Origin of the sequence: Microbulbifer agarilyticus (genome assembly GCF_019800665.1) — a bacterium.
Classification (GTDB): Bacteria; Pseudomonadota; Gammaproteobacteria; order Pseudomonadales; family Cellvibrionaceae; genus Microbulbifer; species Microbulbifer agarilyticus_C.
In genome coordinates, this window is record NZ_JAHVKO010000001.1 from 305,588 (window position 1) to 331,552 (window position 25,965).

Sequence of the window (25,965 nt, forward strand, 5' to 3'; positions counted from 1 at the left end):
CTCAATCTGGAGTTGCCGTGGGCTTTTTTGTATGTCGGACTTCTCTCTCACAGAGAAGAGCAGGAAAAGTCAGTGCCCCCAATCTCCTACCTTGTCTGATCCGGGAAGATAGAATTCGAGATAACTTTCTACCGAAAAAGGTAACTCTTCGGTCACTTGCTTGACCCGCTCGGCGATCGCCTTGGTTTCCGGGCGCGCATTGGACAATCCGGTGTACGGGATGCCCTTGGCGTTCGGCATATCCGGATATTTCTTTTTCATCAGCTCGTGCCGGGCGACCATCCGGTTAAATTGACCCTGGGTGTGAATCAGTGGGGTCAGTTGCGGATTTTCTTCTCGAGGGTCCATGTACAGGTCGAAATAGGCCTCGGGCATACCGGATGCGGCTACATCACCGGCACCGATCCAGTGGCGCTTATAGCGGCCTTTTACCGTGGCACCGAGTTCGTGCCCCGCGTAGATAAATACATAGTCTCGTCGGCTGTGGGTGTCGCCTTTGAGCAGTAGCGCGGTTTGGTCGAGACCATCCACCACGCGGTCGGTTGGGATATTGTCCTTGGCGCCGCCAAGGCGGGCGAAGGTGGTGTAGAGGTCGGTGACGTGAATGATGTCGCCGACGGTTTGCCCCTGCTCAATCATCCCGGGCCACCAGGCAAATGCCGGTACCCGCACGCCACCTTCGGTGAAGTCACCCTTGCCGCCGCGATACAGCATCGGCAGCATGCCCCAGCCCGTAGGTGGGCTGTGTACCATGGGGCCGTTATCCGCCATGGCGATAAACAGGGTGTTCTCCGCAATGCCCAGTGTTTTGAGTTCTTCCATCAGCTGGCCAACGAAGTCGTCTACCGCCGGGAAGGCGTCGGCGACCATCAGGCCAGCAACGGAATTTTTGGGATTGTAGACGGCGAGGAAGTTGAGAAAGTTGGGCCAGTAGGCCACGAAAAAGGGTTTTTTCGCTTCTGCATTACGCCGAATAAAATCGATGGTGCGGCGCTCAGCCTCCGGGTCAAACTTGGCAAAACATTCGTTGGATGTGCCGCACCACTCTTTACCTTGTTCTCCCTTTTTGCCCTCGATATTCATTACCCAGCCCTCGGGAATTAATCCGGGGTTATCCAGGCGGTAGGGATCGGGTGGGTAGATCTCTGGGGCGAATCCCAGTACTGCATTTACCGCGTTGGCCTGCGGGTTATACAGGGAGGTGATTTGGTTCATCGGGGTAAACAGTGCTTCGTCAAACCCCTGGTTGTGCAGGTAGCTTTCTTCGATATCCCCAAGGTGCCCCTTGCCGAAAAATGCGGTGGCGTAGCCGCTTTTGGACAGTACCTCGGCGATGGTGACTTCCTCTTCGCGCATGCCGGAAAATTCGTGGGGCATGCCGACAACCCCCATGCCGTGGCGCACCGGGTGCCGCCCGGTAAGGAATGCCGCGCGCGTTGGCGTACAGGAGGGCTCGCTGTACATGCGAGTGAAGTTGATGCCCTCGGCAGCCATTTTGTTGATGTTTGGTGTGGTGTAGCCGAAGTTCTTTTGCAGGGCAGGGAAGCCTACGGCGCCAAATGCGGTGTCGTCCCAAAGCAGGTAAACGATGTTGGGTGGCTGGCCATATTTTTGGCGCAACTGCCGCAGTTTTTGGTCCAGCTCCTGATCTTCCTGTTTCCATTTTTCGCCGTGTTGTAGCTTCAGCACGTAGTACTCGGCGTCGTGTACGACCTTGTCGGCGAGTACCGTGAGCGGCAAGAATATGCTGACAAGAAAAAGGGTGGTGGCGCGCATCATGGTGTTACTTCCCAAACCTGCTGGTGAATGATTGGTAGCGACTTCGCAAACAATGAAAAGGCGCACATCATCAGGCGCTAACCGAAGGAGATAACGGGTGGAATTAACCCAACGCTAGCAGGCTAACTTTAGGGTACTGTGGGGCAGGTGAGCGGAGTCGGGCGCCAGTTGGGTGTCTGTGCTCTGTAAATGCGAATTTGGCGAGAGGCTAGAAAAGCAAAAGACCCGGGGATTACCATCCGCGGGCCTTGGTTTACGTCGCAGCTGAACCGGTCAGACTTCGGTGACAGGAGTCTGGGGGCTGCCAGTCAGTTTCCGCTTCACCGCGGCCTTGGTGCGAGAAGCCACGTTACTGATGTCGACACCAATTCCGTACATGGCGGGTACCAGCAGCAGGGTCACGAAGAATGCCACGAATACACCGAATGCCAGTGCCACCACGATGGGCTGCAGGAAGGCGGCCTGAATGCTGCGCTCCAGCATCATTGGCAGCAGGCCGACAATGGTGGTGACGGTGGTCAGCAGGATCGGACGGAAACGCGCCACGCCCGCTTCTACTACCGCCTTGATGGGTTCCATGCCTTTCTCCCGCAGGCGATTACAGTGGTCCATCAATACCAGGTTGTCGTTGACCACCACCCCGGCCGCTGCGGCAATGCCGAAATAGCTGAAGATGGCCATGGTTATCCCCATCACACCGTGGCCCAGGATCGCGCCGACAAATGCGAAGGGGATCGCGATCAGGATCAGGATGGGCTGGAAGTAGCTGCGGAATGCCACCGCCAGCAGGCTGTACATGGCGAAGAATGCCATGGTGTACAGACCGAGTACTTCCTGAATAAAGCGTTTTTCGCCTTCAGCCTGACCCACCGCACCGCGCACGATACCGGGGTAGCGGGCTTCCCAGTCGGGGAAGAAGTTTTCATTCAGGTCCTTCATGATGTCGCCGCGTACATCATCTTTCAGGTCCGCCATCACGCGCGCGGCACGGTTACCGTTCCAGCGCTGGATGCGTTTGATGCCCGGTGCGTATTCCAGATTGGCGACGGCAAGCAGCGGCACTTCACGGCCATCACTGGTGCGCACACGGAAGTCCTTCAGGCTTTCAATGGAGCGACGCGACTCCAGCGGGTAGCGCACCATGACTTTTACGTCCTGGCCGCCGCGCGGCAGGCGCTGTACTTCTTCACCGAAATAGGCCTGGCGCACCTGGCGATTGACTTCGGCCAGGGTCAGGCCAAGTTTGGTGGCACCGGGCTTCAGGTCGATACGGATTTCTTCCGAGGCACCTTCCAGGTTGTTGCGCACGTCGTAGAGGCTTTCGTAAGTGCGCAGTTGGGCTTCCAGTTCGGCGGTGGCATCGCGCAGCACGTCGAGGTCCGGGTGGCGAATGGAGAGTTCAAAACCCGGCCCGTTGTTGTTGAACGAGTACTGTACCGATACCTCCTTGGCGTCTGGGATCTCGCCGAGCAGTTCACGCAGGCGCAGCGCGGCGTCCTTGGCGGTCATGTCGCGCGTTTCCGGCGGCGCCAGCTGCACAATGGCCATAACACTGTCACGGCGTGAGCGGGTGTACCAGTTCTCGATCAGTGCGCCTTCGCCATTGGTGCGCTGGTTGACCTCTTCTTCCAGGCGCTTCTCCGCATCCTGAAGCTGGGCGAGGATTTCCAGTGCACGGCTGTAGGGCGCGCCCTCTGGCATGACCACGTTCACAATAATCTGGTCGGATTCGATTTCCGGCATAAAGCTTTTCTTCACCCAGCCGCTGCCGAATGCGCCAAAGCCGATAAACATTGCCCCAACAAAAATGCTCAAGGTGAGGTAACGGCGACCCACCGCCCACTGGCCAATGCGGCGGTAGTGGTTCTGGGCAACGTACACAATGCCGTTGGCAATCTTTTGTTGCAGGCGACCGAAGCGGCCCGGGTTTTCCCGCGGCTTCAGGTTGTTAAGGTGCGCCGGCAAGATAAACAGCGACTCGATCAGGGAGAACACCAGGGCCAGGATCACCACCCAGGTAATATGACGTGTGAACTCACTGGTAGATCCGCTGATAAAAATCCACGGCAGGAATGCGAGGATAGTGGTCAATACCGCGAAGATAACCGGCTTCGCCACCAGCTGGGTGCCCAGGGTTGCCGCACTCAGGCTATTGCCGCGGTGTTCGGGGTTGTGTGATTCGGTATGGATGCTCTCGCCCACCACGATAGCGTCGTCCACCACGATGCCGAGTACCAGCAGGAACGCGAAGGTAGACAGCATGTTCAGGGAAACACCAACGCTCGGCAGCAGGACAAAGGCGCCGGCGTAGGCGGTACCAATACCCACCGATACCCAGAAGGCCACCTTGGGGCGCAGGCTGAACACCAGCACCAGCAATACCAGTAGCAGACCCATAAAGGCGGAGCTGCTGATGGTTTCCATGCGACCTTTAAACTCTTCTGCGTTATCGGTCCATAGTGTCAGCTCGGCACCTGCGGGCAGGGTCTTCTTCCGCTCGGCGATCCATTTGCGAATGGAGTCGGAGGCGGTAACGATGTCCATGGTCTCGGTGCTCATGACCTGCAGCAGCACCGCCGGCTCGCCATTCAGGGTGGCCAGGATCTCATTGTCTTCAAAGCCGTCTACAACCGTGGCCACATCGCCCACGCGGATGGTGCCGCCATCGGCTGTCTGGCGGACGATGATATTGGCAAACTCTTGTTCGGTGTCTGCCTGCTTGCGCACTTTCAGCTGATAGGCGCCGACTTCGGTACGCACGGTACCGGCGGACTGGTTAATGGAGTTGGCACGGATAGCATCGGCAAGTTCCTGGAAGGTCATGCCGTAGCGGCGCAGGGCCTGCTCGCTGACCTCAATGGAGACTTCTTCCATGCGTGTACCGAACAGCTGCACCACGGAAATAGCGGGTAGGGTGGCCACTTCCCGACGCAGTTGTTCCGCCAAGCGCTTAAGTTCACGCTCACTCAGGTCGCCGTGCACCGCCACGCGAATAAATTCCTGGCGGTTTACCCACTGGTGTACCTGTGGCGGCTCAATACCACGGGGGAATGAAGAAATACCGTCCACGCGGATTTTTACATCGTTCATAAAACGGGAAAAATCGACGGTAGTTTCGGCGAGGATATACACGCCGCCATATCCCTCGGCGGAGGTGGAGCGAATCCATTCAATATTGTCGAGCTCGCTCACCGCTTCTTCGATACGCGAGACGATTTGTTCTTCCACTTCCTGTGGTGCAGCGCCCGGCCAGGACACATTAATCTCGAGTCCTGGGAAACGAACCTGTGGGTCCATTTCCCGTTCCATGCTGAAAAAGCCAATAACACCGGCGACAAGAATGCCAATCATGGCGAGGTTGGCGGCAACCCGGTTACTGGCCCACCATGCAATCAAACTATTCATGGGTGTGAGTCCTTATCGACGAGCCAGTTGGGTGATTGGCTGAACTTCCATACCTTCCACCGGATTGGCAATGGTGGAGGTCACAACGCGCTCGCCATCGGCAACGCCAGCGGCGATCACTACACGGTTTTCGGAGGTGGAGAGTACCTCGACGGTGCGAATATTCAGGCGGTTATCGGCGTCGACAACGTAAACCTTGTCAGCGCTGCGCAGCGCTTCGCGGGGAACCACGACGGCATTGCGTTCCGCGGTGGATGCCGCTTCTGCATTTACAAACAAACCAACTGCCAGAGGCACACCATCGCTGGCGCCCTTGCCGTAAGGATCGGCAACTTCGGCAACCGCATAAATCAGGCGGGTTTGCTGATCAATCGTTGCCTGGGTACGCACGATACGTCCGCTCCACTGCTGCTCATGGTTGCCTACCAGTGCGGAAAGTTTTACTTCCGGACCAGGATTGTTGTCGCCAGCGACGAAGCCCAGTGGCAGGCCGAGCTCCTGCAGCTGGTTGTCGGTCAGCGGAAGGCGAATTTCTACACGATCGGTGGCGAATACGCGGCCCAGCGAAGTACCGGCGGTAACGTATTGGCCAACACCCACTTCGCGACTCACCACACGGCCGCGGTAAGGCAGGTGAATTTTGGTGCGTGCGAGGTCCATTTTTGCATCGGTCAGCGCAGCCTTGGCGGCACGCAGGTTTGCTTCTGCTTCCAGTACTTGCGGTTTGTTTACCTGCAACGGGGTTGGTTCTTTATTCGGGTTCAGGTTTAACCACTGCTGGCGTTTGATCGCCGCAGCAGCCTGAGCTTGCAGTAACAGTACCTCAGCTTGTGCCACACGCGCTTTGGCCTGGGCAACTTCCAGCTGGTAGTCGGCATCGTCGATTTGGATCAGGGTTTCGCCGGCTTCAAAGCCTGCGCCTTCCGCAAAGCGATCGGCGATCGCCGTGATGCGTCCGGATACCTGTGGGGTCAGATCGATTTCGGTGTGCGCGCGCACTTCCCCTTGTGTCGTTACACGCAATTGCACCGGTTCGGCACGGGCCTCAGAAGTAACCAGCGAAATCAAACGCTGCTCCTCTTCCTTCTTTTCAGGCTCCGGTTTTGCTGCGGACATCCATTGTACGGCGCCGAACGAGGCCGCAATTACGAGAACCGGGGCCATCACATTCAAGATTTTTTTCTTCATCGTTCTATTCGCGTAGTTTCAATTTTTGTGGAATTTGGCGAATGCGACCGAGTTACCACTGGTGCAATAACCCGATATGAGCACGAAAACTACGGGCCTTGGAATCTCCAAGGCGCCGAGGTGAGCTGAATCAGCGACCAAAATCCATTTGGGTTGCCTGATTGACGAGGTGATGTCTGGCGGTGGATGCAGTGGTTGTGAAAAAAATTTTGGGCGAGCGGATCGACTGTTGAAAAAGGCGCCCAGGCAAGCCTTGGTTCGCAGTGAGTCGGGTGGGGCTATCGCTTAATCCTGCGGGTGCATATTGCTTTGCTGCGCGCGAAAACCTATTGGGTGCAACAGGCGTGCGGACAGGGCCAGGATCAGGCCTGCAAGTGCGCCCCACAGGTGGGCATCGATCGCTACTTGCGCATCGATCAGTGTTGCGGTGGCACTGGTGTCTCCGCCAAGTTGTTCCCAGGCGATTTTTGCGAAGACGCCTGCCAGTATTGCCAGCCCAAATCGCTCACCGTGCATCAGGTCTTTCGCACAGCCCCAAACAATCAGCGCGTGGAGCGCACCGGACAAGCCCACGTAATGCGTCAGGTGTGGTGAAAAGAAAAGGATCGCCGTTCCGGTCAGCAGGCACATCAGAGATAGCAAGACGGCGGCGGGTAGGGGCCGCAGGTGTGCCTTGAACAGGTGCCAGAGAATTGCGCAGGCGCCCGCATTGATGAGTGCGTGAGGTAGGTTGGTGTGTAAAAAATGAGCGCTTAGTAATCGCCAGTATTGGCCAGAGAGGATGGCCTCGCGGTCGAAGCGCAACACATTCTGCGCGTGCTCGGAAATCAGTTGGGCAAGACCGATCAGAAAAACTACGGCAATAAACGTTGGGTTGAGCGCTCGGAATGCCATGGTGGAAAGGGGTGTGCTCAGGGGCGTGTGGCCGGTCTTGTGTATATGGCACCCCCGGGTGGACTCGAACCACCAGTCCGGACTTAGGAGGTCCGTGGTTTATCCTGTTAACCGACGGGGGCGTACTCTTAATCTGCCTAACTACTTGGGGCTAACGTCCCGGCGCGCTGGCTGTGCAAGAGGCTGGCCATTCTAACCACTGGCGCGGGCGCTGTCATCGAATGCTGTGTGAGGTCCCCGCCGTGTGTAATCGCCTGTAATCTCGGATTGCCTTCTCGAGAATTTCCTGCTGTCACCAAGCGTAACGTTTTGCGCCACATAGGTTACCCATTTTCTCTTCGCTTGAAAGTTTTCTTCTATCTACAAATCGGCGAAAAAATTTCGCAAATTGGTAACAAATTACCGTTATTTTGGCGCGAGCTGCAGATCAGTGAGGATCGGGCTTTTGGCCTTTGCCTGGCAAACGGGAGTCCTCAGTGTAACCCCCGGGAAAACCTGATCGCACAGTGTAAAAGTTGCTTGACCAGAAAAGCGGGAGCTGGCTAATCTGGAATTGCACAACAAAAACAGACAAAGAGTTTCTGCCCTGGCAGATCGAGATTGTGGAGTTTTCTATGAGCGGTAACGTTATCGAAAATGACATGGATTTTGGTGGATCTGATTCCTCTCTTGAAGAGAGTCTGCTCTATACCCCGGAGAGTCCCCGTGACGCACGGCGCATGGTGGAGGATCGACTGGAGGAACAACGCCTCCGGCGGGAACTGATGGATTATCAATACGACTTCTGACTTCGAGTCTTTCCTAGGCTCTTTCTTCGAATGCCTCTTGGAGTCGTTTTCTCCAAGAAGCATTTCTGAAGAACTATTCTGTTTAGTCCTTCTTACCGGGTACAGTCCGGTCGTTCATATACGCCCCGTATTTATGCTTTGTGCAGAAAATAGCCGGTTACCGTGAAAGGGTGCCTGAGGCACCCTTTTTACGTTCTGGGTTTGCGTTTTGGGTTTGCGTTCTGGGTTTGCGTTCTGGGGCGGCCGCTTTGAGGTAGGGGATTTCCTGCTAAGGCCGGTCCGTAAATGACGAATCCATCCCGGGCAAATATGCGTACGTTCGCCATGTAGGTTTTGCCGGTTTTCACCCCCTGCGGGTGGGTGTATATTGGCGGAAACTAGTTTCGCAATAGTAAGGAAGAGGCAGGATATAGGGTCCGCAAATGGTGGTTTCCGAAAGGTTTGAGAGCCGCGTGAGCTCGGAAGTTTCCGATGGTGGTGATGAGCTGGTGATTCGTGTCGCTGGCAATTTTGATTTTAATATCCACCGTGATTTCCAGCGCGCGTACCGTAATGTCAGCCCGGCGCCGAAGGTGTTTCTTGTGGATCTGTCTGCAACCGAGCATCTGGATAGCGCAGCATTGGGAATGCTTTTGTTATTGCGTGACTACTGTGTGGAACTTGGTCATGAGGGTGAGCAGCCGCGGGTGGAGTTAATGAACGCGAACGCGCACGTATCCCACATACTGCACGTTTCCAATTTCGATCAAATTTTCAGCATCTGCTGAAGCCTGCTTCACCCCGATGCCAGCCTTCCGCATCCTCATTATTGAAAGCGACCAGCAAGAGTCCGCGGAGCTGCAGCAGCTGATCCAGCAGTGGGAATATAAAAGTACTGCCGAGAGCATCTCCCCCGCGTCCACCTTGTGCGTGCCCAATATCGACGCCGCGCTAAAGTCCTTTGACCAGTTCCCGCCCAGTCTCGTGATTTTTGGCCCCATTGCGGCACGGGAGACCCCTTCCGAGTCTGTGCGCCAATTGCGCCAGTCGATGGGGTTAGAGCCAGTGCCGATTCTTGCGGTGCAGGAGGTGCAGGAAAACCCTGCCGAGCCCCTGTATCTGGCGGATTGCGACGATATTCTGACTAAGCCCTATAGCCGCTCGTTGGTAGAGCTGAAGTTAGTCGCTATCCGGCGCTTCGGTGAGTTCAGTCGATCACTGATGGCGCAGCGCGACCGCCTGCGTCGGCACCACGCAGACTTTCTTCAGGAACAGGCGAATGCGCGGGAAATATTCGGCAACCTGGGCAATGAGAGCTGCCTGGATGATACGCCTGCGATTCGCTACCACCTTTCTCCGCGCGCGGTGCTGAACGGCGATTTGCTGGCGGCAACCTACTCACCAGATGGCAAGTTGGTATTGATGTTGGGGGATTTCGCCGGGCATGGACTGGCTGCGGCGGTTGGCGCGGTTCCACTGACTTCCATTTTTTATTCAATGATCCCCCGGGGCTTCTCTTTTGGGCGGGTAGCGCGGGAAATTAACCGTAAATTGCACGATATCTTGCCGCGGCAGATGTTTTGTTGCCTGGCAATCATGGAGTTCGACCCTCGGCGACAGCACCTGCGCATAATGAACGCGGGTATGCCAAGCCCCTGTCTGATGCGCGCCGACGGTTCTTTGCTGATGATTGAATCCCGGCATCTACCTCTGGGGGTGTTGCCGTCGGACCATGTGGATTCAGCGATAGTGAATGTACGAACTTCACCGGGAGATCGCCTGTTCTTGTGGAGTGATGGTATTCACGAGGCACGCAGCAGTCGCGGTGAGCATTTCGGTGAAGCGCGCCTGTTGTCACTTCTGCAAAGTGAGCAGCCGGATGGCGAGCAGGTGTTTGAGCAGATTCTGCTGGCGGTCAATGCCCACGCGGCGGAACAGCATGATGATCTGTCTCTAGTGGAGTTGGACCTCACGGATCCCGGTTTACTGCGCGGCGGGGGGCTGCCGCAGGAGGTGGCCGGCGATCGGAAGGGGACGCCTGTCGGTGACTGGTCGATTAATTTCCGTCTTTGTCACGCGGAGTTGCGGCAGGCAGATCCGCTTCCGCAATTACTGAGTGTCGTGATGCAGATGCCCGGCGCCGCCAGATTCCAGGAGGACCTTGCGATTGCGTTGGGCGAGTTGTTCCGAAATGCGCTGGAGCATGGTGTGTTGGAACTGGATTCCTCAATTAAGGGGATGGATGATGGGTTTGTTCGTTATTACGACCTGATGGCGGAGCGGCGTAGCCAATTGGATTCCGGGTGGGTCAGCATTTCCCTCTCTTGCCTGGAAGGTGAGGCGGGCGGAAGCCTGAGTCTGGTAGTAGAAGATAGCGGCAAGGGATTCTCTGGGGTGCGTGATACCGGCTCGATATACTCCGGCCGCGGGCTGGAGCTGCTGCGCACGGTTTGCTCTGAATTGCACTACTCGGCAGGCAGCAGTCGCGTTGAGGCCATCATTCGCTGGCAGGCAGAACCCGATGCAAAATCGGAGGGTGCAACGCAAGCGCAATACAATGCCATACAAAACCCTTCAGTACCGGTATAATTACGCTCAGTTTTTCATCAATACCGGTGGGTAATGTCCTCGAGCCCCTATACATCCTCTGCCACCTCTCTCGAATTATCTGCGCAGAATTCACCTGTCGACGGCGATCGCCTGCGTGCTCGCGACCTGTCCTGTGAGCGTGATGGTCGCGTGTTGTTCGCTGGTCTGGACTTTCTGTTGCCTGCTGGGACTGCATTGCAGGTTGAGGGGGCCAATGGCGCGGGCAAGAGCACACTGATTCGCACGTTAATTGGCAGTACTAGTGATTATCACGGCGATATTCTGTGGCGTGGTAAGGCGTTCCCCGGGGCCCTTTCCGCCATGCGTTCAGAATTGCTGTATATCGGCCACAATGCCGGCGTGCGCCGCGGCCTTTCCCCTATGGAAAACCTTGCCTGGTATGGGGCTGCTGCGGAAGATGCAATGGCAGCCCTCGATGCCGTGGGCTTGTACGGTTTTGAAGATACTCTGTGTCAGCAGCTGTCCGCAGGTCAGAACCGGCGAGTCGCACTGGCGCGCCTGTACCTGCCCGGTGCCCCGCAGCTGTGGATTCTGGATGAACCGCTCGCCGCGCTTGATGTGGCCGGGGTCGAGAGCCTCGAATCCTGTATGCGCGGTCACCTGCAACGCGGGGGCAGCGTATTGTTGACGTCCCATCAGCCGGTCAATATCCAGCCACTGGCGAAGGTGAATCTGGCGGACTTTCAGCCGCAAGAGAGTCACTTGGAGGCCGAATATGGGTTCTGAAGCGGTGGGGGTCTCCTTGTCGAAAAAAGCTCAGTCCGACGAAGCCCGCGGCGTGGCGTTGGATGCCTATGCGCGGGTACCGGGCTTTTACACCCTGTTCCGCACCGAATTGGTTCTCGCCGCCCGCCGCCGTTCGGATATCGTGAACCCGCTGCTGTTTTTCGTCACCGTGCTGGCGATGATGCCGCTGGGTATTGGCCCCGAACCGGAAATGCTGTCGCGCATGGCACCGGGGCTTATCTGGGTAATGGCGCTGCTCGCTACCTTATTGTCCCAAGAGTCATTGTTCCGCGGTGACTACGAAGACGGTTCACTGGAGCAGTTGGCGTTGCAACCACAGCCATTGTATTTCCCGGTGCTGGCCAAGGTGCTGGTGCACTGGTTGGTCACGGGGGTGCCCCTGGCCCTGTTATCGCCGCTTTTGGGGATGATGTTAAACCTGGGCGCCGAGGGGTACTGGCCGCTGTTTGTATCGCTCGTACTGGGCACCGCCAGTCTCAGTTTGATCGGTGCCGTGGGTGCCGCACTGACCGTGGCTTTACGACGCCCCGGCCTGCTCTTGGCGTTGATCATTATGCCGTTGTATGTGCCCGTGTTAATCTTCGGCACCGGAACGGTGCAGGCAGCACTGGATGGCTATAGTTTTGGCCCGCAATTGGCGGTTCTCGGTGCGATATTGGCCGTGGCCGCGGCGCTGGCGCCCCTGGCGTCTGCGGGAGCTATCCGAATCAGTCTCGAAAACTGACCCTTCCCGAGCCAGTCGCGCACAGCCGCGACCGCATGAGAGAAGGGCGTAGGAGTAAGTATTTTGTCCTGGCAATGGTTTCACAGATTGGGCTCGCCCCGCTGGTTTTACCAGAAATCGAGCGCCTGGCTTCCCTGGCTTGGTGGGGCGGCGTTGTTGCTGCTTTCCGTGGGTATTGTCTGGGGCCTGGGCTTTGCGCCTGAAGACTTCAAGCAGGGTAATAGCTACCGGATCATCTATATCCATGTGCCTGCGGCATTCCTTGCGCTGGCAGGCTACTACATCATGGCTATTTCCGGAGCTATTGGCCTGATCTGGAAGATGAAGCTGTCTTTTGTGGTGATGCGTGCTGCAGCGCCCATCGGTGCCGCTCTTACCTTTATTGCCCTGTTTACCGGTGCAGTGTGGGGCAAGCCCACCTGGGGTACCTACTGGGTGTGGGATGCCCGTATCACCTCCATGTTGATCCTCTTCTTTCTTTATCTGGGTGTCATGGCTCTATCGGGCGCCTTCAGTCGTGAACAGTCGGGAGACAAAGCCAGTGCGCTGCTCGCGTTGGTGGGCACCGTAAATATCCCGATCATTTATAAGTCTGTTGATTGGTGGTTCACATTGCACCAGCCGGCCACTCTGAAGCTGACCGAAGCCAGCACCATCGACCCAAGTATGTTCTACCCGCTGATTACCATGATCGCCGGTTTTTATCTGTTTTATGCCTGGGTGCTCACCTTGCACACCCGCACCATGATTCTGCAGCGGGAAGGGCGTACGCAGTGGGTACGCGAACTGCTCGGGGCACCGGCTCCGACCAAAGCCTGAAGCGCGAGCGAGGATTCGATTGATGCAATTTCAGTTTGATAGCCTGGCCAGCTTTTTCGCTATGAACGGCCATGGGCCCTATGTGTGGGCATCCTATGGGATGGTGGTGCTGGTACTTGTTGTGCTGGCGGTTACCCCTGTTTTACGCCAGCGCAAATTGCGCCGGGAATTCCAGCAGCAGTTGCGCCAGGAAGAGGCCCGCAGGCGTGCTGCCGCGGCGCGCTCCGCATCGCAGCGAACAGCGGAAGCGGTCGAGTAATTGCGAACAGGCTTTCACAGATCTAGCGATTCAAATTTATAGCGATTTCGATTTTTAGTAGGAAGACCATGCATCCAGCTCGTAAACAACGTCTGATCCTTGTCGTACTTTTGGTGGCGCTTTCCAGTGCTGCCATTGGGTTTGTGACTTATGCCATGCGCGCAAACATGGACTACTTTTACGCCCCCCGCGCCTTTGCCGCGGGCGAGGTGCCGTTTGAAAAACGTATTCGTGCCGGTGGTTGCGTGGTGCCAGGCAGCATTGTGCGCGACAGTGATTCACTGGATGTGCGATTCGCGATTACCGATGGCGAGGCGGAACTGGAAGTGGTGTTCGACAAAATACTGCCGGACCTGTTTGCCGAGGGCGAGGCTGCGGTGGTAACCGGCAAGCTCCAGCAGGACGGTTACGTACGCGCGGATCAGGTACTGGCCAAGCACGACGAAACCTACACGCCGCCTGAAGTCGCAGATTCCATGGTGGGTAAAGCGAGCTGTCAGGGAGATGCAAAAATATGAGTCCTGAACTCGGGCATTTTTCATTAATTGTCGGCCTGCTGCTGTCGATTGCGCTTGCCGTTGTTCCGCTGCTTGGTACCTATGCCGGCCGCGTATTGTGGATGGATACCGCGCGCCCGCTTTCTTTTGGGGTGCTGGCGTTTACCGCGCTGTCTTATGTCTGCCTGACGGTCGCTTTTGTTAACAGCGACTTTACCGTTGCCTACGTTGCGCAGAACTCAAATAGCATTCTGCCAATGATGTACAAGGTGACCGCGGTGTGGGGTGGCCACGAAGGTTCCATCTTGCTGTGGCTGCTGATGATGGCTGGCTGGACCGCCGCCGTTGCCATATTCAGTAAGCAGTTGCCGGACGTATTGGTGGCGCGAGTGTTGTCGGTACTCGGCATGCTGTTGATCGGGTTTTTCCTGTTCATCCTGATGACCTCGAATCCCTTCGACCGCATCCTGCCGTTTCCGCCCAGTGACGGAAATGACTTGAATCCGTTGCTGCAGGACCCGGGCATGATTATTCATCCACCACTCCTGTACATGGGGTATGTGGGCTTCTCTGTTGCCTTTGCGTTTGCAATCGCAGCGTTGCTGGAAGGTCGTTTGGATAGCGCCTGGGCGCGCTGGGCTCGCCCCTGGACTGCCGTGGCCTGGTCGTTTTTGACCCTAGGCATCGCACTGGGAAGCTGGTGGGCTTATTACGAGCTCGGCTGGGGTGGCTGGTGGTTCTGGGACCCGGTAGAGAATGCCTCGTTTATGCCCTGGTTGGTGGGTACCGCGTTGCTGCATTGCCTGGCGGTAACCGAGAAGCGTGGATTGTTCCGCAGTTGGACCATCCTGTTATCCATTTTCGCGTTTAGCTTGAGCCTGCTCGGTACCTTCCTGGTGCGTTCCGGGGTGCTGACCTCGGTCCATGCGTTTGCCACGGACCCGCTGCGCGGCGGCTTTATTCTGGCGTTCCTGGCCATCGTGGTCGGTGCTTCACTGTTGCTGTTTGCGCTGCGTGCGCCAACGGTAAGTGCGGGCAGCGTATTTTCATTCCGTTCGCGGGAAACCTTTTTGCTGGGCAACAACGTTGTACTGATGCTGGTCATGGCGATGGTGTTGACCGGAACCCTGTACCCGCTGCTGGCCGATGCGCTCAACTGGGGCAAGATCAGTGTGGGCCCCCCGTTTTTTAACCTGTTCTTTGTGCCGCTGATGATCGTGCTGTGCATTCTGCTGGGCATGGGTATTCACGCCAACTGGAAAGACACTCAGGGTAAGAAATTAGTCAAAGCCTGGGTTATGCCGGCGCTGATCGCTGCGCTCGGAGCGCCGTTGATTGCGCTGCTGGCAGGAGACTTCCACTGGGGTGTTGTAATTGGTTTGTTTGCGGGGCTTTGGGTGATTACCGCAAGCGGTGCCGATATTCTGGCAAAGTCACGTAATGCGGACAGCCTCATTGCGGGGTTGACGCGTCAGCGTGCGAGCTACTACGGCATGCATCTGGGGCACATCGGTCTGGCCATTTCCGTATTGGGGGTGGCCCTCACCACGGTGTATAGCGTGGAGAAAGATCTGCGCATGTCTCCGGGCCAGAGTGCAGAAATGTCTGGCTACGAGTTTACCTTCGAGGGGGTACGCCAGGTTCGTGGGCCAAACTACCGCGCCTCAGAAGGTGTGATTGTCGTTCGCCATGGCGGCCGTCAGGTGGCGGAGCTGCTCCCGCAGAAGCGCAGCTATCTCTCCGGTGGCAATATCATGACCGAGGCCGCAATTGATACCGGTCTGTTCCGCGACTTGTACGTAGCGCTGGGTGACCCAATGGATAAAAACCATTTGGGTGGCGACTGGGCCGTGCGTCTCCACTACAAGGCTTTCGTTGTGTGGATTTGGCTGGGCTCAGTGCTGATGGCACTTGGTGGTGCAATTGCCGTGGCCGACAAACGCTATCGTAAAGTGCGTGCGGGGCGAGCGGCGAACGTCAAAACAGAAGGTAATACCGGTACTCTTGCTGGCGCCTGAGGTCGGGAGTCGGCGCGCCCTTTGCCGAAATCGGGGCGCGCGAATGGATAACTATGGATTGGGAAATTGATGGCGAGACTTAAGCTCTTTCTTCCGCTCATCGTATTCGCTGCGCTGGCGGTACTGTTTTGGCGAGGATTGTCCCTCAATCCGCAGGACATGCCTTCGGCACTGGTTAACAAGCCGGTGCCCGAGTTTGCTCTGCTGGATGTCGAATCCAACCGGGAGCTGAAAAAGTCCGACCTCCCCAGTCGCCCGCTGCTGTTGAATGTCTGGGCTACCTGGTGCGTATCCTGTCGGGTTGAGCACCCCTACCTGAATCAGTTGGCAGAGCAGGGCGTACCGATCGTTGGTATCAATTTGAAAGACGATAACGAAGCGGCACAGAAGTGGCTGGAGAAATTCCAGAATCCTTATGTGTTTTCCGTTTCGGATATTGAAGGCCGTCTGTCACTGGATCTGGGTGTGTTCGGTGCACCGGAAACCTTCCTGGTGGATGCCGGTGGCACCATCCGCTGTAAGCACGTCGGCGTGGTCGACGACAAAGTGTGGCAGACCAAGCTGCAGCCCTTGTACCAACGTTTACAGAATCAAGAATGGGACGATTTTTCTGGTGAGCTATCAGACTCCTTGCTTGCCCGTTGTCGCTGAGACCGAAGAAAAGAAAAGCCGCTTTATCTGCTGGCTCGGGCCGGTAACCGATAAAGCGGCTTTTTTGTGTCAGCTCGAAACGGTGCGCGCCCGTTATCCGGATGCTTCCCATCACTGTACTGCGCTGGTTATTGGTAATCCCGGTAATCCAGAGGTGATGCAATTCGACGACGATGGCGAACCAGGCGGCAGCGCTGGCCGACCTATGATGGAGCTGCTGCTTAAGCAGGGCATTGGCAATGTGGGTGCTATCGTTACGCGCTACTTTGGCGGTACCAAGCTTGGCGTGGGTGGATTAATGCGTGCCTATCGCGGTGCGGTTGCCGCTGGGCTCCAGTCTGCCGAACTCGAAACCCATGTACCTATTATGAGTGTCAAAATCACATGTGATTTTGCGGGTGAGTCGCGACTGCGTTTTCTGGTGTCGCAGTCTGGTGGTACCTGTGGCGAGGCACATTACTCCGATAAGGTGCGTGTGGCTGTCTCATTACCGCAGGATCAGTGGTCGCAATTGCGCGAAAAACTTCTCTCGGAAGGTTTCTCTGTTCAGGAAGAAACCTAGATTTCTCGAGCCAATAGGCTTGCTTCAGTTATCTTCACCCAGCAAAACAGAAATATTCTGGCGTTGAAGCCCACCACCTAATTGACAGCGTTGTCAGATCGTCATTAGCTTGTTCGAGCTAGTATGACAGCGTTGTCGGCCACGAGCCTGGCAGTTTTCTCTTTGTCCCGCCTTCACGAGAGGCGGGTGTATTCCTCTAGCGTTTTCTTTCCCTGCGGTACTGACCTTTTCAAACTGGGCCGGCCTGTCCGGCCGTAACTACCGACTCTTCGACTAGGAGAAGAAGACAGAATGCAAACAACAACAATAAAAAAGATTGTAAGTACAGGTGCTGTGCTCTTTGGCTTTTGGGCCAGTGGAAGTGCGTCCGCTTACGATTGCAGTAATTCCACAGAGTTTACCGATGGCGCCACTTATGCAACTGGTGCGATCGTGCAAAATGAAGGTAATGCCTACCGTTGTGATGTAGGTGGTTGGTGCAGTCAGGGTGGCCCCTATGCACCGGGAAGTGGCTGGGCCTGGGGGCATGCCTGGACCGATCTGGGTGCCTGTGAATCGGGTGGCTCAAGCTCTGGTAGTTCGAGTTCCAGTTCGAGCTCAAGTTCGAGCAGCTCTAGCTCGAGCTCAAGCTCCAGTTCTAGTAGTTCTAGTAGCTCGAGTTCAAGTAGCTCAAGCAGTTCGGGTAGCGGCAGTTCCAGCTCCGGCAGTTCTTCTGGTGCAGGTACCTGTCCCGCCTATGCCGCCGGTTCGACCTATGCCGCGGGCGATATCGTTGCCAACAACAGCGGATATTTTGCCTGCTCGGTAGCCGGCTGGTGTTCGTCCGGCAACGAAGCCTATGAACCTGGAGTGGGTTGGGCCTGGGAACACGCCTGGTCTGCCAGCACCGCCGAGGCCTGTGCCGGTGGTAGTAGTGGGGGTAGCAGCGGCGGTGGAAGCAGCGGTGGTGGTGTCACGATTCCAGATGAATATTTCTGCGCACCCATGTGGAAGACCGGTACTTTGTATACCCAAGGTACCATCGTCGATTATGAAGGCATTGCATATCGCGCATTGGTCGATACCCACTCTATTACTCCGGACAATGCTGCTTATCCAGACCAGTGGGAGCCCGCGGGCTATCCGGATGAGGCGCTTTGCCCGGTGCCGATTCCCAACACCATTGACTACGGTGAGCCACAGCCGGTCGATGGCAATGTGTCTGCAGGAGTCATAAACGCTACCGGTAGTATTGCGGCAGCGCGTATCGCCGATGTCCAGTCCAGCCTCACTGGCACACAGGGCGGAGCCAACCCGGCGACAGATAACGGCGGTGATCATGGCGGTCTTGATGTAGACAATGGTGCCCGTGGTACCAAGCTGGTGCCGGGTAGCTTGCCTTTACAGCACAACACCTACGATCTAAGCGCGGGTACGGAAATCGTGACTTACATTGGCGACTGGGCAATTTACGGTCGCCAGTACGATTTCACCAAGTTGCCCGCGTCCAACCTGAATCGCATTGTGTATGGCTTTGCCGGTATCTGTTACCCCGATGCGAAGAACGAGCAGGACGGAGGCTTCCCGACTTCGGCACCTGCCGCAGTAATGCGTACCTGTAACCAAAGTAACTTGCCCGATGGTGCAATGGCGGTTGCGGATTTTGAAGCGGCGTTCCTGCGTGATGTCGGTGTTGCCCCCAATGGGGTTGTTGGTACCGAGAGTATGTACGAACTGGATCGCACCAAGGTTGGTGGCGTATTCGGGGTGTTGTATCAGTTGCGCGAGCAGAATCCGCAGTTGAAGCTCGATCTTTCCATCGGTGGCTGGACCCTGTCCGAAGGCTTCCCGTGGATGGCGCACGATCCGGTGCGGCGTAAAGTCTTCATTGATTCGGTGGTGCATTTCCTCGAGCGCTATGACTTCGACGGTGTCGATATCGACTGGGAATACCCGGGTAGTGACGGCGCGGTAGTTGGCATGGCGCGTGAGGACGATGGAGAAAATTACGCAATTCTGATTCGTGAAATGCGTGCGGCGATGGACTGGCTGACGGTGAAAACCGGCAAGCCCTATCGTTTGTCTTCTGCGATTCCGGCCGGTCTTGGTCGCCTGCAAAAAGTCGACTGGGCACAGGTGCATCCTTACATGGATCGTCTGTACGCAATGACCTATGACTTGACCGGTGCCTGGGAGCGTGAACTTTCCCATCACACACCGTTGTACATCAATCCGATGGCTACCGGCTCTTCTGCTGGTACCTCTGCCAACTCGACGCTCGCTTATTTGCAAAGTTTGGGTGTGCCGGCCAACAAGCTGATGATTGGTGCCGCCAATTACCATCGCTCGAAAGCCACCAGCACCGGTGATATTTCCGAGTTCACTTACGGCCTGACCGGCAGCAGTAGCTACGGTGATAGCAACTGGAGTGGGGCGGACCTGATCCTCGGTGTGGCAGGTCTTGGTTCCTGGGAGGCGGGTGTGATTGAAGGCTATGACCTGTACCAGAATTATCTGGACAGCAACATGGCCCCGCGCAATGGTTTCTGGCTGTATACCGATAAAGAGGCGAATGCAGACTATCTGTATAACGACGATATCGGTGCGTTTATCTCCGTCGAAACCCCGCGCACCGTTGCGCTAAAAACCCAGTATGCAAAAGACAATGGCCTCGCCGGTGTCTTTTTCTGGATGGCTGAGCAAGACAATGGTTACAACCTGAATGCGGTCAACCATGTATTGGGCAATAGTCAGGTTGCCAATGGTTCCGATGCGAGTCCGGCAGACCAGATTCCGGTGTGTGGCCGTAATGTGACATCTGCGGAGTGTGAAGCGTTGATTGCGCCCCTGCGTTAATCGGGCCGCTATTTATTGGTGTTCGGCAGCGCGGCCCGTTTTTTCGGGTTGCGCTTGCTGGCAGCACATATCAAGCGCATACAAAAAAGGCCCACACTTTCGTGTGAGCCTTTTCTGTATATGGCGGACCGGACGGGACTCGAACCCGCGACCTCCGGCGTGACAGGCCGGCATTCTAACCAACTGAACTACCGGTCCGCATACCTGACATTCCTTTGTCAAATCTGCCTGGCAGACCTAAAGGAAAGTGGTGGGTGGTACAGGGGTCGAACCTGTGACCTACGCCTTGTAAGGGCGCCGCTCTACCAACTGAGCTAACCACCCCGCGTCAGGAGCTGCGTATAGTAATGATATTTTTTGGGGCGTCAACGCTTTTTGAAAAATTTTTTTCAATTCAATGAGTTATGCCCTTTTGGCGGTTTGGCGGCTGCCGATATGACTATGTTGCGAGGCCTGTTGCCATGGGTGTCTGAGGGCGAAGGCGCTGCTATAATCGGGCGAATTTCCGCCGGAGAAAATCAGTGCAGAAAAAACGAATCAACGCGTCTCTTACCAAAAAGATCGCCGCCACATTGACTCTACTGGCCACAATGGTCGCGTTCTTGCCTTCCAGCTATGCCGCCGTAGAGGTGGAGAGACTGCCGAGCGCTGAGTTGCAGGCGCGGTATGAGGTTTTGATTGAGGAGCTGCGCTGCCCCAAGTGTCAGAATCAGAATCTGGCCGGCTCGGACTCCATGGTTGCGACCGATTTGCGCCGCGAGGTTCGTCGCCTGCTCGAGGAAGGTTACACCGACGAAGAGATTAACCAGTACATGGTGGCCCGTTACGGCGACTTCGTTCTGTATCGACCACCGATGCAACGCAACACCATGGTGTTGTGGGTTGCGCCGGGTGTGTTCGCCGCACTGGGCCTCTTGTCTCTAATCCTGATTGTCGTTCGATCCCGCAATGGTCGCGGAGGCCGGCAAGAGGAGGAGGGCGCGGAACTGAGCGCGGAAGAATCCCAGCGGCTTGCGGAGCTGCTGAACGGTGAGCAACAAGGTGGTAGTAAGCGTAATGATTGATTTGTGGATGATGCTGGCGCTGCTATTGCTGCCTTTGGCGTTGGTAATTGCTTGGCCGCTGGTTGGTAAGAGGCACAAAGCGCGCCGTGCAGAGGCGAAAACGGATGGTCCTGAGGGTGCCTCTCAGGCAGCTTTGTATCGCGAGCACCTGGCAGAAATTGAGCAGTCTCGTGCTGATGGCGCGATCGACGAGGCGCAATATGCTTCGCTAAAGACCGAGCTTGCGCGCAAGCTGTTGGCAGAAGGGCAGGGTGGCAGCTACCAGTTGGCGCAGCGCCGAGATGGTGGGCGCGGATTGTTGTTTGCGCTGGCTTTTGCTGTGCCTTTTACTGCGGTTGGCCTGTATTTCTACTGGGGAGCGCACGATGATGTCGCGCTGCACCGGGATATTGTGGCCAGTCAGTCCGGCACGTCCGATATGGTGGTAGAGGCGCGAATTACTCAACAGTTGCGCAAGCATGTCGAAAGTAACCCGGACGACCTGAATAGTCGTTATATGTTGGCGCAGCGCCTGCTGGTGAGCAACGATATTCAGGGAGCCCTGGCTCAGTACCGTTACATCGTTGCCAAGCAGCCAGAGGCGGTCAGTATTCGTGCGGAAATGGCGCAAGCGCTGTTTTTTGCCAATGGTTCCAAGATTACGGCCGAAGTGGCTCGCGAAGTGGAGCAGGTATTGGCCACGCAGCCAAATAACACTACGGCACTGGGCCTGGCGGGCATAGCTGCCTTTGAGCGCGAAGACTATGCGGCTGCAAAGTCTCATTGGCAGCGTGCGCTCAACCAGCTGACACCGGGCTCCAATGCGGCTCAGGCCCTGGCTGCTGGGGTGCAGCGCGCGGAAGCGGCATTGGCCAAGGTTGGTGGTGAGGCGGTAGCGGAGTCCACCTCGGTAGCATCCGATTCTGCGGACGAGGGTGCTTCCAAGGCGCAGGCAGCGGATGAAAACAGTATTGCGGTCACCGTGTCACTGGGTGATGCGGTCAAATACAGCCCCTCCACCCCGGTATTTGTCTACGCGCGTACCGCGGAGAGCCCAATGCCGCTGGCGATCGTGCGGCTCACTGCGGCGGACCTGCCTGCACGTGTGGTACTGGATGAATCGCGGGCAATGATGCCCGGTCGCAGCCTTAAAACGGTTGATCAGGTGCAGGTGGTTGCCCGCCTGGCGGTCGGCGGTAATGCCCGTCCGGCGCCTGGTGACTGGCAGGGCGAGGTCAAGACCCTGGCCAAGGAAGACTGGTCGAAGCCTTTATCTATTGTGATTGACCAGCAAATCTGATTCATTATTGATCGATTTCACACCTCCCGGTTGCGCCTTTCGGTGCGACCGGCCCTCCCGCATTTTCGGCCGAAAATAGCGCTGAAACCCGGCTCATAGCCATGTACAATCGTCTGTTTGCAAAGACAAGCTGGCGTTTCGTGCGGACTGCTTAGTCAGGCCCTTGCGAAATCCCTGTTTGAACCTTTTGAAAGTACAACGAAGAGCGTCCGGCAGAGCAAAGTTGCTGCACGGTTGCCGAGTATTACCGAGTTAAAAGACCATGCGTTTGAAGTGCATTAAGTTGGCCGGATTCAAGTCGTTCGTCGACCCGACCACCGTCTACTTCCCTTCCAACCTGAGCGCCGTGGTCGGCCCAAACGGTTGTGGCAAGTCCAATACCATTGATGCGGTGCGCTGGGTAATGGGTGAGTCGTCTGCGAAGAACCTTCGTGGTGACTCCATGACCGACGTAATCTTTAACGGCTCCAGTGGCCGTAAGCCTGTGGGCCAGGCTTCCATCGAGCTGGTATTTGATAACTCCGCCGGCAAGCTCACCGGGGAATATGCCGCATTTAGCGAAATTTCCGTGAAGCGTAAAGTTACCCGCGATGGTCAGAACAACTATTACCTGAACGGCGAGAAATGTCGTCGTCGCGACGTGACGGACCTGTTCCTGGGCACCGGCCTGGGCCCGCGCAGTTATGCGATTATCGAGCAGGGCATGATCTCCAAGCTGATCGAGGCCAAGCCGGAAGAGCTGCGGGTATTTATCGAGGAAGCGGCGGGCATCTCCAAGTACAAGGAGCGCCGTCGCGATACCGAAAACCGCATGCGTCGCACCAAGGAAAATCTCGAGCGCTTGACGGATATTCGCGATGAACTGGACCGCCAGCTGGCGCGTCTGGAACGCCAGTCTGCCGCGGCGGAAAAATACAGCCGCTTCAAAGAAGAAGAACGCACCCATAAAGCCCATCTGCAGGGCCTGAAATACAAAGACCTGGACGATCAGGCAAAAGGCAAGCAACAGCAGATTGGTGAACTTGAGCTGACCGTGGAAGAGCTGGTCACCCGCCAGGTGGGCTTCGATACCGGTATCGAAGAGCAGCGCGTGGCGTATCACGAATTCTCCGATGCGTTTAACGAAGTGCAGGGGCGTTTCTATTCTATCGGTGCCGACATCGCGCGCCTCGAGCAAAGTATTTCCCACGCCCGCGAGCGCAATGCATCGCTGCAGTCTGATTTTGCCCGTACCGAGCAGGAGCACAGCGAGTCTGTGGCGCTCCTCGCCGCGGATCAGGAAAAAGCCGAAGAGTTCGATGTCGAACTGGAAGTGATTACCCCGGACCTAGAAATGGTTCAGGCCGCAGAGGAAGAATCTGCGCAAACCCTGCTGACCGCGGAAGACGAAATGCGCGAATGGCAGAACGCTTGGGACCAGTTTAACCAGGGTGCATCCGGCTCCCGCCAGCGCGCGGAAGTTCAGCAGTCCCGTATTCAGCATCTGGAAACCTCAGCACAGCGCCTGCAGGACCGTATTACCAAACTGCAGCTGGAGCGTGAGAGCCTGTCGGTTTCCGAAGATGAAATCGAACTGGAAGAGCAGAACGAAGAACTGGCCGAGCTGGAAATGCAGCTGGAAGAGCTGCGAGAGTCCACTGCCCAGCAGGTAGAAGAGCTGTCTGACCTGCGCCGCAAGGAAACCGAGCTGGCCGCAGATCTGGATAAAGAGCGTTTGCAGCTGCAAACCAGCCGCGGTCGCCAGGCTTCCCTCGAAGCGCTGCAGCAGGCCGCTATGGGGCAGGGTAAAAATGTCGCCAGCTGGCTGGAGCAAAACGACTTGCAGGGCCGCCCGCGATTGGCCGAGCAGATCAGTGCAAGTGCCGGCTGGGAGACCGCGGTAGAAACCGTACTCGGTGCCCAGCTGCAGGCAGTATGCGTAGACCAGATCGAGTCCCTGCAACAAACCCTATCCAGTTTTGATGGCGGTCAGGCGGTATTTGTTGACGGCCACAGCGCACCAGCTGCGGCGAGTGGCACACTGCCGAAGCTGGCAGATGTCATCGACGGCCCCGCGTCTCTGGCCGGCCTCATCGACGGCATCTACACCGCAGAAGACCTGAACAGTGCGCTGGCGCAGCGCGACCAGCTGAAGGCGAGTGAATCCATTGTCACCCGCGACGGCCTGTGGGTGGGCCCAAACTGGCTGAAAGTCAGCCGCGGTGGCGATGCGGAATCCGGTGTGCTGGCGCGCAAGCAGGAGTTGGAAAACCTGGAAGCGGAACTGGAAGCCTGTGAGGCCCGTATTGAAGAGCTTTCCGCGCAGCGCGAGCAGCAGCTGTCGAGCACTTCGCAGCTGGAATCTGCGATTGAACAGGGGCGCAACAATGCCGAGCAGCTGAACCGCCGCGTTGGCGATCTGCGCAGCCAACTGTCTGCCCAGCGCGCGCGTCAGGAGCAGATGGACGAGCGTCGCCGCCGTATCGAAGCGGAAATTGCTGAAGTAAAAGAACAGAAAGAGCTGGAAGCCGAGTCCATTTCTGAAGCCCGTATGGTGCTGCAGGAAGCGGTCGAGGCTATGAGTGACGATACCGATCGTCGCGAAACTTTGTTGGCCAAGCGCGAAGAATTGCGCGAGGCCTTGGATGCCGCACGGCAACGCGCCCGCGAAGATAAAGACCGCGCCCACGAATTGGCGATGCGCGAGCAGTCCGTACGCACCCAGAAAGTTTCTCTGGAGCGCACCCTGCAGGTACTGCGCGAGCAGGTAGAGCGCCTGCAAGAGCGTCGCGAGCAGCTGCAGCGCCAGATGGAAGATGCACAGGATCCATCCCAGGACTTCCAGGCCGAACTCGAAGACAAACTCGGCCAGCGCATTGAGGTGGAAACCGAACTCGGTGAAGCGCGCAAGAAAATGGAAGAGGTGGAGGCCACCCTGCGGAACCACGAGCAGGAGCGTCACAAGGTCGAATCGGCGTTGCAGGGCGTGCGCGCACAGCTCGAGCAGCAGCGTCTGGCCGCACAAACCCTGGAGACGCAGCGTAATGGCCTGGTTGAACAGCTTGAGGAAGCCGGACACGAGCTCGACGCGCTGCTGGAAGAGCTGCCCGAAGAGCTGACCATGGACGCGGTGCAGCAGGATATCGAGCTGGTCGCAGCGCGCATCTCGCGCCTGGGCCCGATTAACCTGGCGGCTATCGATGAATACAAGCAGGAGTCCGAGCGCAAGTTCTATCTGGACAGTCAGTTCAATGACCTGAACGACGCTCTGGAAACTCTGGAAAACGCCATTCGTCGTATCGACAAGGAAACCCGTACCCGCTTTAAGGAGACGTTCGATCAAGTGAACGGCGGCCTGCAGGAGCTGTTCCCGAAGGTGTTTGGCGGCGGCCACGCGTATCTGGAGCTGACCGGCGACGACTTGCTCGACACCGGTATTGCCATCATGGCGCGTCCACCGGGCAAGCGAAACAGCACCATTCACCTGCTGTCCGGTGGTGAAAAGGCGCTGACGGCAATCGCGCTGGTATTCTCCATCTTCCGTCTGAACCCGGCACCGTTCTGTATGCTGGATGAGGTAGATGCGCCGCTGGATGACGCCAACGTGGGGCGTTACGCGCGGATGGTAAAAGAAATGTCCGAACACGTGCAGTTCATCTACATTACCCATAACAAGATTGCCATGGAGATGGCCAACCAGCTGTTGGGTGTAACCATGCACGAGCCGGGTGTATCCCGTCTGGTGTCCGTGGATGTGGAAGAGGCAGCGGAGCTGGCGTCTGCGTGATGAAGGAAACATGTTGTTTGAGTCGGAAGATCCCGATGGACTACAACGTTTGGAATCTGAATTGCCAGATTCAGTGTCGGTCGGTTCAGGGACAAGAATGT

General features: G+C 56.8%; 19 protein-coding genes and 3 tRNA genes. 15 read left to right on the forward strand and 7 right to left on the reverse strand.

Features of this window, described 5'->3' with window-relative positions; genetic code table 11:
* Positions 1–69: 69 nt before the first annotated feature.
* The 5 genes from KUV22_RS01200 to KUV22_RS01220 form a co-directional block, all read right to left on the reverse strand.
* Positions 70–1,779: a sulfatase-like hydrolase/transferase gene (locus KUV22_RS01200; RefSeq protein WP_222227826.1), complete on the reverse strand. Its 1,710-nt coding sequence runs from the start codon at positions 1,777–1,779 to the stop codon at positions 70–72.
* Positions 1,780–2,052: 273 nt separating this feature from the next.
* Positions 2,053–5,184, reverse strand: a complete 3,132-nt coding sequence (locus tag KUV22_RS01205) for an efflux RND transporter permease subunit (RefSeq protein ID WP_222227827.1) — start codon at positions 5,182–5,184, stop codon at positions 2,053–2,055.
* 12 nt (positions 5,185–5,196) lie between these two features.
* A complete protein-coding gene (locus KUV22_RS01210; RefSeq protein ID WP_222227828.1) occupies positions 5,197–6,372 on the reverse strand; it encodes an efflux RND transporter periplasmic adaptor subunit in 1,176 nt (391 codons plus the stop codon).
* Between the two features lie 285 nt (positions 6,373–6,657).
* Positions 6,658–7,266, reverse strand: coding sequence for a rhombosortase (gene rrtA, locus KUV22_RS01215; protein WP_222227829.1), 609 nt, complete (start codon positions 7,264–7,266; stop codon positions 6,658–6,660).
* A gap of 46 nt (positions 7,267–7,312) precedes the next feature.
* A tRNA-Arg gene (locus KUV22_RS01220) sits at positions 7,313–7,388 on the reverse strand.
* A 492-nt stretch (positions 7,389–7,880) separates the two neighbouring features.
* On the opposite strand from KUV22_RS01220, the gene KUV22_RS01225 reads away from it, so the two are divergent.
* From KUV22_RS01225 to KUV22_RS01280, 12 genes are all read left to right on the forward strand, one after another.
* Positions 7,881–8,054 carry a PA3496 family putative envelope integrity protein gene (locus tag KUV22_RS01225; RefSeq protein WP_222227830.1) on the forward strand — a complete coding sequence of 58 codons (174 nt, stop codon included), beginning with the start codon at positions 7,881–7,883 and terminating at the stop codon, positions 8,052–8,054.
* 452 nt (positions 8,055–8,506) lie between these two features.
* A complete protein-coding gene (locus KUV22_RS01230) occupies positions 8,507–8,821 on the forward strand; it encodes an STAS domain-containing protein (protein ID WP_315857484.1) in 315 nt (104 codons plus the stop codon).
* Between the two features lie 16 nt (positions 8,822–8,837).
* Positions 8,838–10,622: an ATP-binding SpoIIE family protein phosphatase gene (locus KUV22_RS01235; protein WP_222227832.1), complete on the forward strand. Its 1,785-nt coding sequence runs from the start codon at positions 8,838–8,840 to the stop codon at positions 10,620–10,622.
* 33 nt (positions 10,623–10,655) lie between these two features.
* Positions 10,656–11,369 carry a cytochrome c biogenesis heme-transporting ATPase CcmA gene (gene ccmA, locus KUV22_RS01240; protein WP_261319065.1) on the forward strand — a complete coding sequence of 238 codons (714 nt, stop codon included), beginning with the start codon at positions 10,656–10,658 and terminating at the stop codon, positions 11,367–11,369.
* The gene (gene ccmB, locus KUV22_RS01245; protein WP_261319066.1) at positions 11,359–12,114 is read left to right on the forward strand and encodes a heme exporter protein CcmB; all 756 of its coding nucleotides are present in this window, start codon (positions 11,359–11,361) and stop codon (positions 12,112–12,114) included. The genes ccmA and ccmB overlap by 11 nt, the downstream gene beginning before the upstream one ends.
* A gap of 63 nt (positions 12,115–12,177) precedes the next feature.
* Positions 12,178–12,933, forward strand: coding sequence for a heme ABC transporter permease (locus KUV22_RS01250; protein WP_315856937.1), 756 nt, complete (start codon positions 12,178–12,180; stop codon positions 12,931–12,933).
* A 22-nt stretch (positions 12,934–12,955) separates the two neighbouring features.
* Positions 12,956–13,192 (forward strand): heme exporter protein CcmD, encoded by a 237-nt coding sequence (gene ccmD / locus KUV22_RS01255; RefSeq protein ID WP_222227833.1) that lies wholly within the window; start codon positions 12,956–12,958, stop codon positions 13,190–13,192.
* Between the two features lie 68 nt (positions 13,193–13,260).
* Entirely contained in the window at positions 13,261–13,710 is a 450-nt protein-coding gene (locus KUV22_RS01260) for a cytochrome c maturation protein CcmE (protein WP_222227834.1), read from the forward strand.
* A complete protein-coding gene (locus KUV22_RS01265; RefSeq protein ID WP_222227835.1) occupies positions 13,707–15,707 on the forward strand; it encodes a heme lyase CcmF/NrfE family subunit in 2,001 nt (666 codons plus the stop codon). The genes KUV22_RS01260 and KUV22_RS01265 overlap by 4 nt, the downstream gene beginning before the upstream one ends.
* A gap of 69 nt (positions 15,708–15,776) precedes the next feature.
* On the forward strand, positions 15,777–16,358 hold the full coding sequence (locus KUV22_RS01270; protein WP_077402427.1) for a DsbE family thiol:disulfide interchange protein: 582 nt from the start codon (positions 15,777–15,779) through the stop codon (positions 16,356–16,358).
* Positions 16,342–16,920: an IMPACT family protein gene (locus tag KUV22_RS01275; protein ID WP_222227836.1), complete on the forward strand. Its 579-nt coding sequence runs from the start codon at positions 16,342–16,344 to the stop codon at positions 16,918–16,920. The genes KUV22_RS01270 and KUV22_RS01275 overlap by 17 nt, the downstream gene beginning before the upstream one ends.
* Before the next feature lie 291 nt (positions 16,921–17,211).
* A complete protein-coding gene (locus KUV22_RS01280; protein ID WP_222227837.1) occupies positions 17,212–19,755 on the forward strand; it encodes a glycosyl hydrolase family 18 protein in 2,544 nt (847 codons plus the stop codon).
* Between the two features lie 121 nt (positions 19,756–19,876).
* On the opposite strand, the gene KUV22_RS01285 is transcribed toward KUV22_RS01280, so the two are convergent.
* Positions 19,877–19,953: transfer RNA gene (locus KUV22_RS01285), tRNA-Asp, on the reverse strand.
* 50 nt (positions 19,954–20,003) lie between these two features.
* Positions 20,004–20,079: transfer RNA gene (locus KUV22_RS01290), tRNA-Val, on the reverse strand.
* A gap of 197 nt (positions 20,080–20,276) precedes the next feature.
* Between KUV22_RS01290 and KUV22_RS01295 the strand changes: the two genes are divergently transcribed.
* The 3 genes from KUV22_RS01295 to smc all read left to right on the forward strand — a co-directional run bounded on the left by KUV22_RS01295 (position 20,277) and on the right by smc (position 25,864).
* Complete coding sequence (locus tag KUV22_RS01295; protein WP_222227838.1) at positions 20,277–20,819, forward strand: cytochrome c-type biogenesis protein; 543 nt, start codon at positions 20,277–20,279, stop codon at positions 20,817–20,819.
* Entirely contained in the window at positions 20,785–22,098 is a 1,314-nt protein-coding gene (gene ccmI / locus KUV22_RS01300) for a c-type cytochrome biogenesis protein CcmI (RefSeq protein ID WP_315857485.1), read from the forward strand. Before KUV22_RS01295 ends, ccmI begins: the two co-directional genes overlap by 35 nt.
* A 262-nt stretch (positions 22,099–22,360) precedes the next feature.
* Positions 22,361–25,864: a chromosome segregation protein SMC gene (smc, locus tag KUV22_RS01305; RefSeq protein WP_222227839.1), complete on the forward strand. Its 3,504-nt coding sequence runs from the start codon at positions 22,361–22,363 to the stop codon at positions 25,862–25,864.
* Positions 25,865–25,965 lie beyond the last annotated feature (101 nt).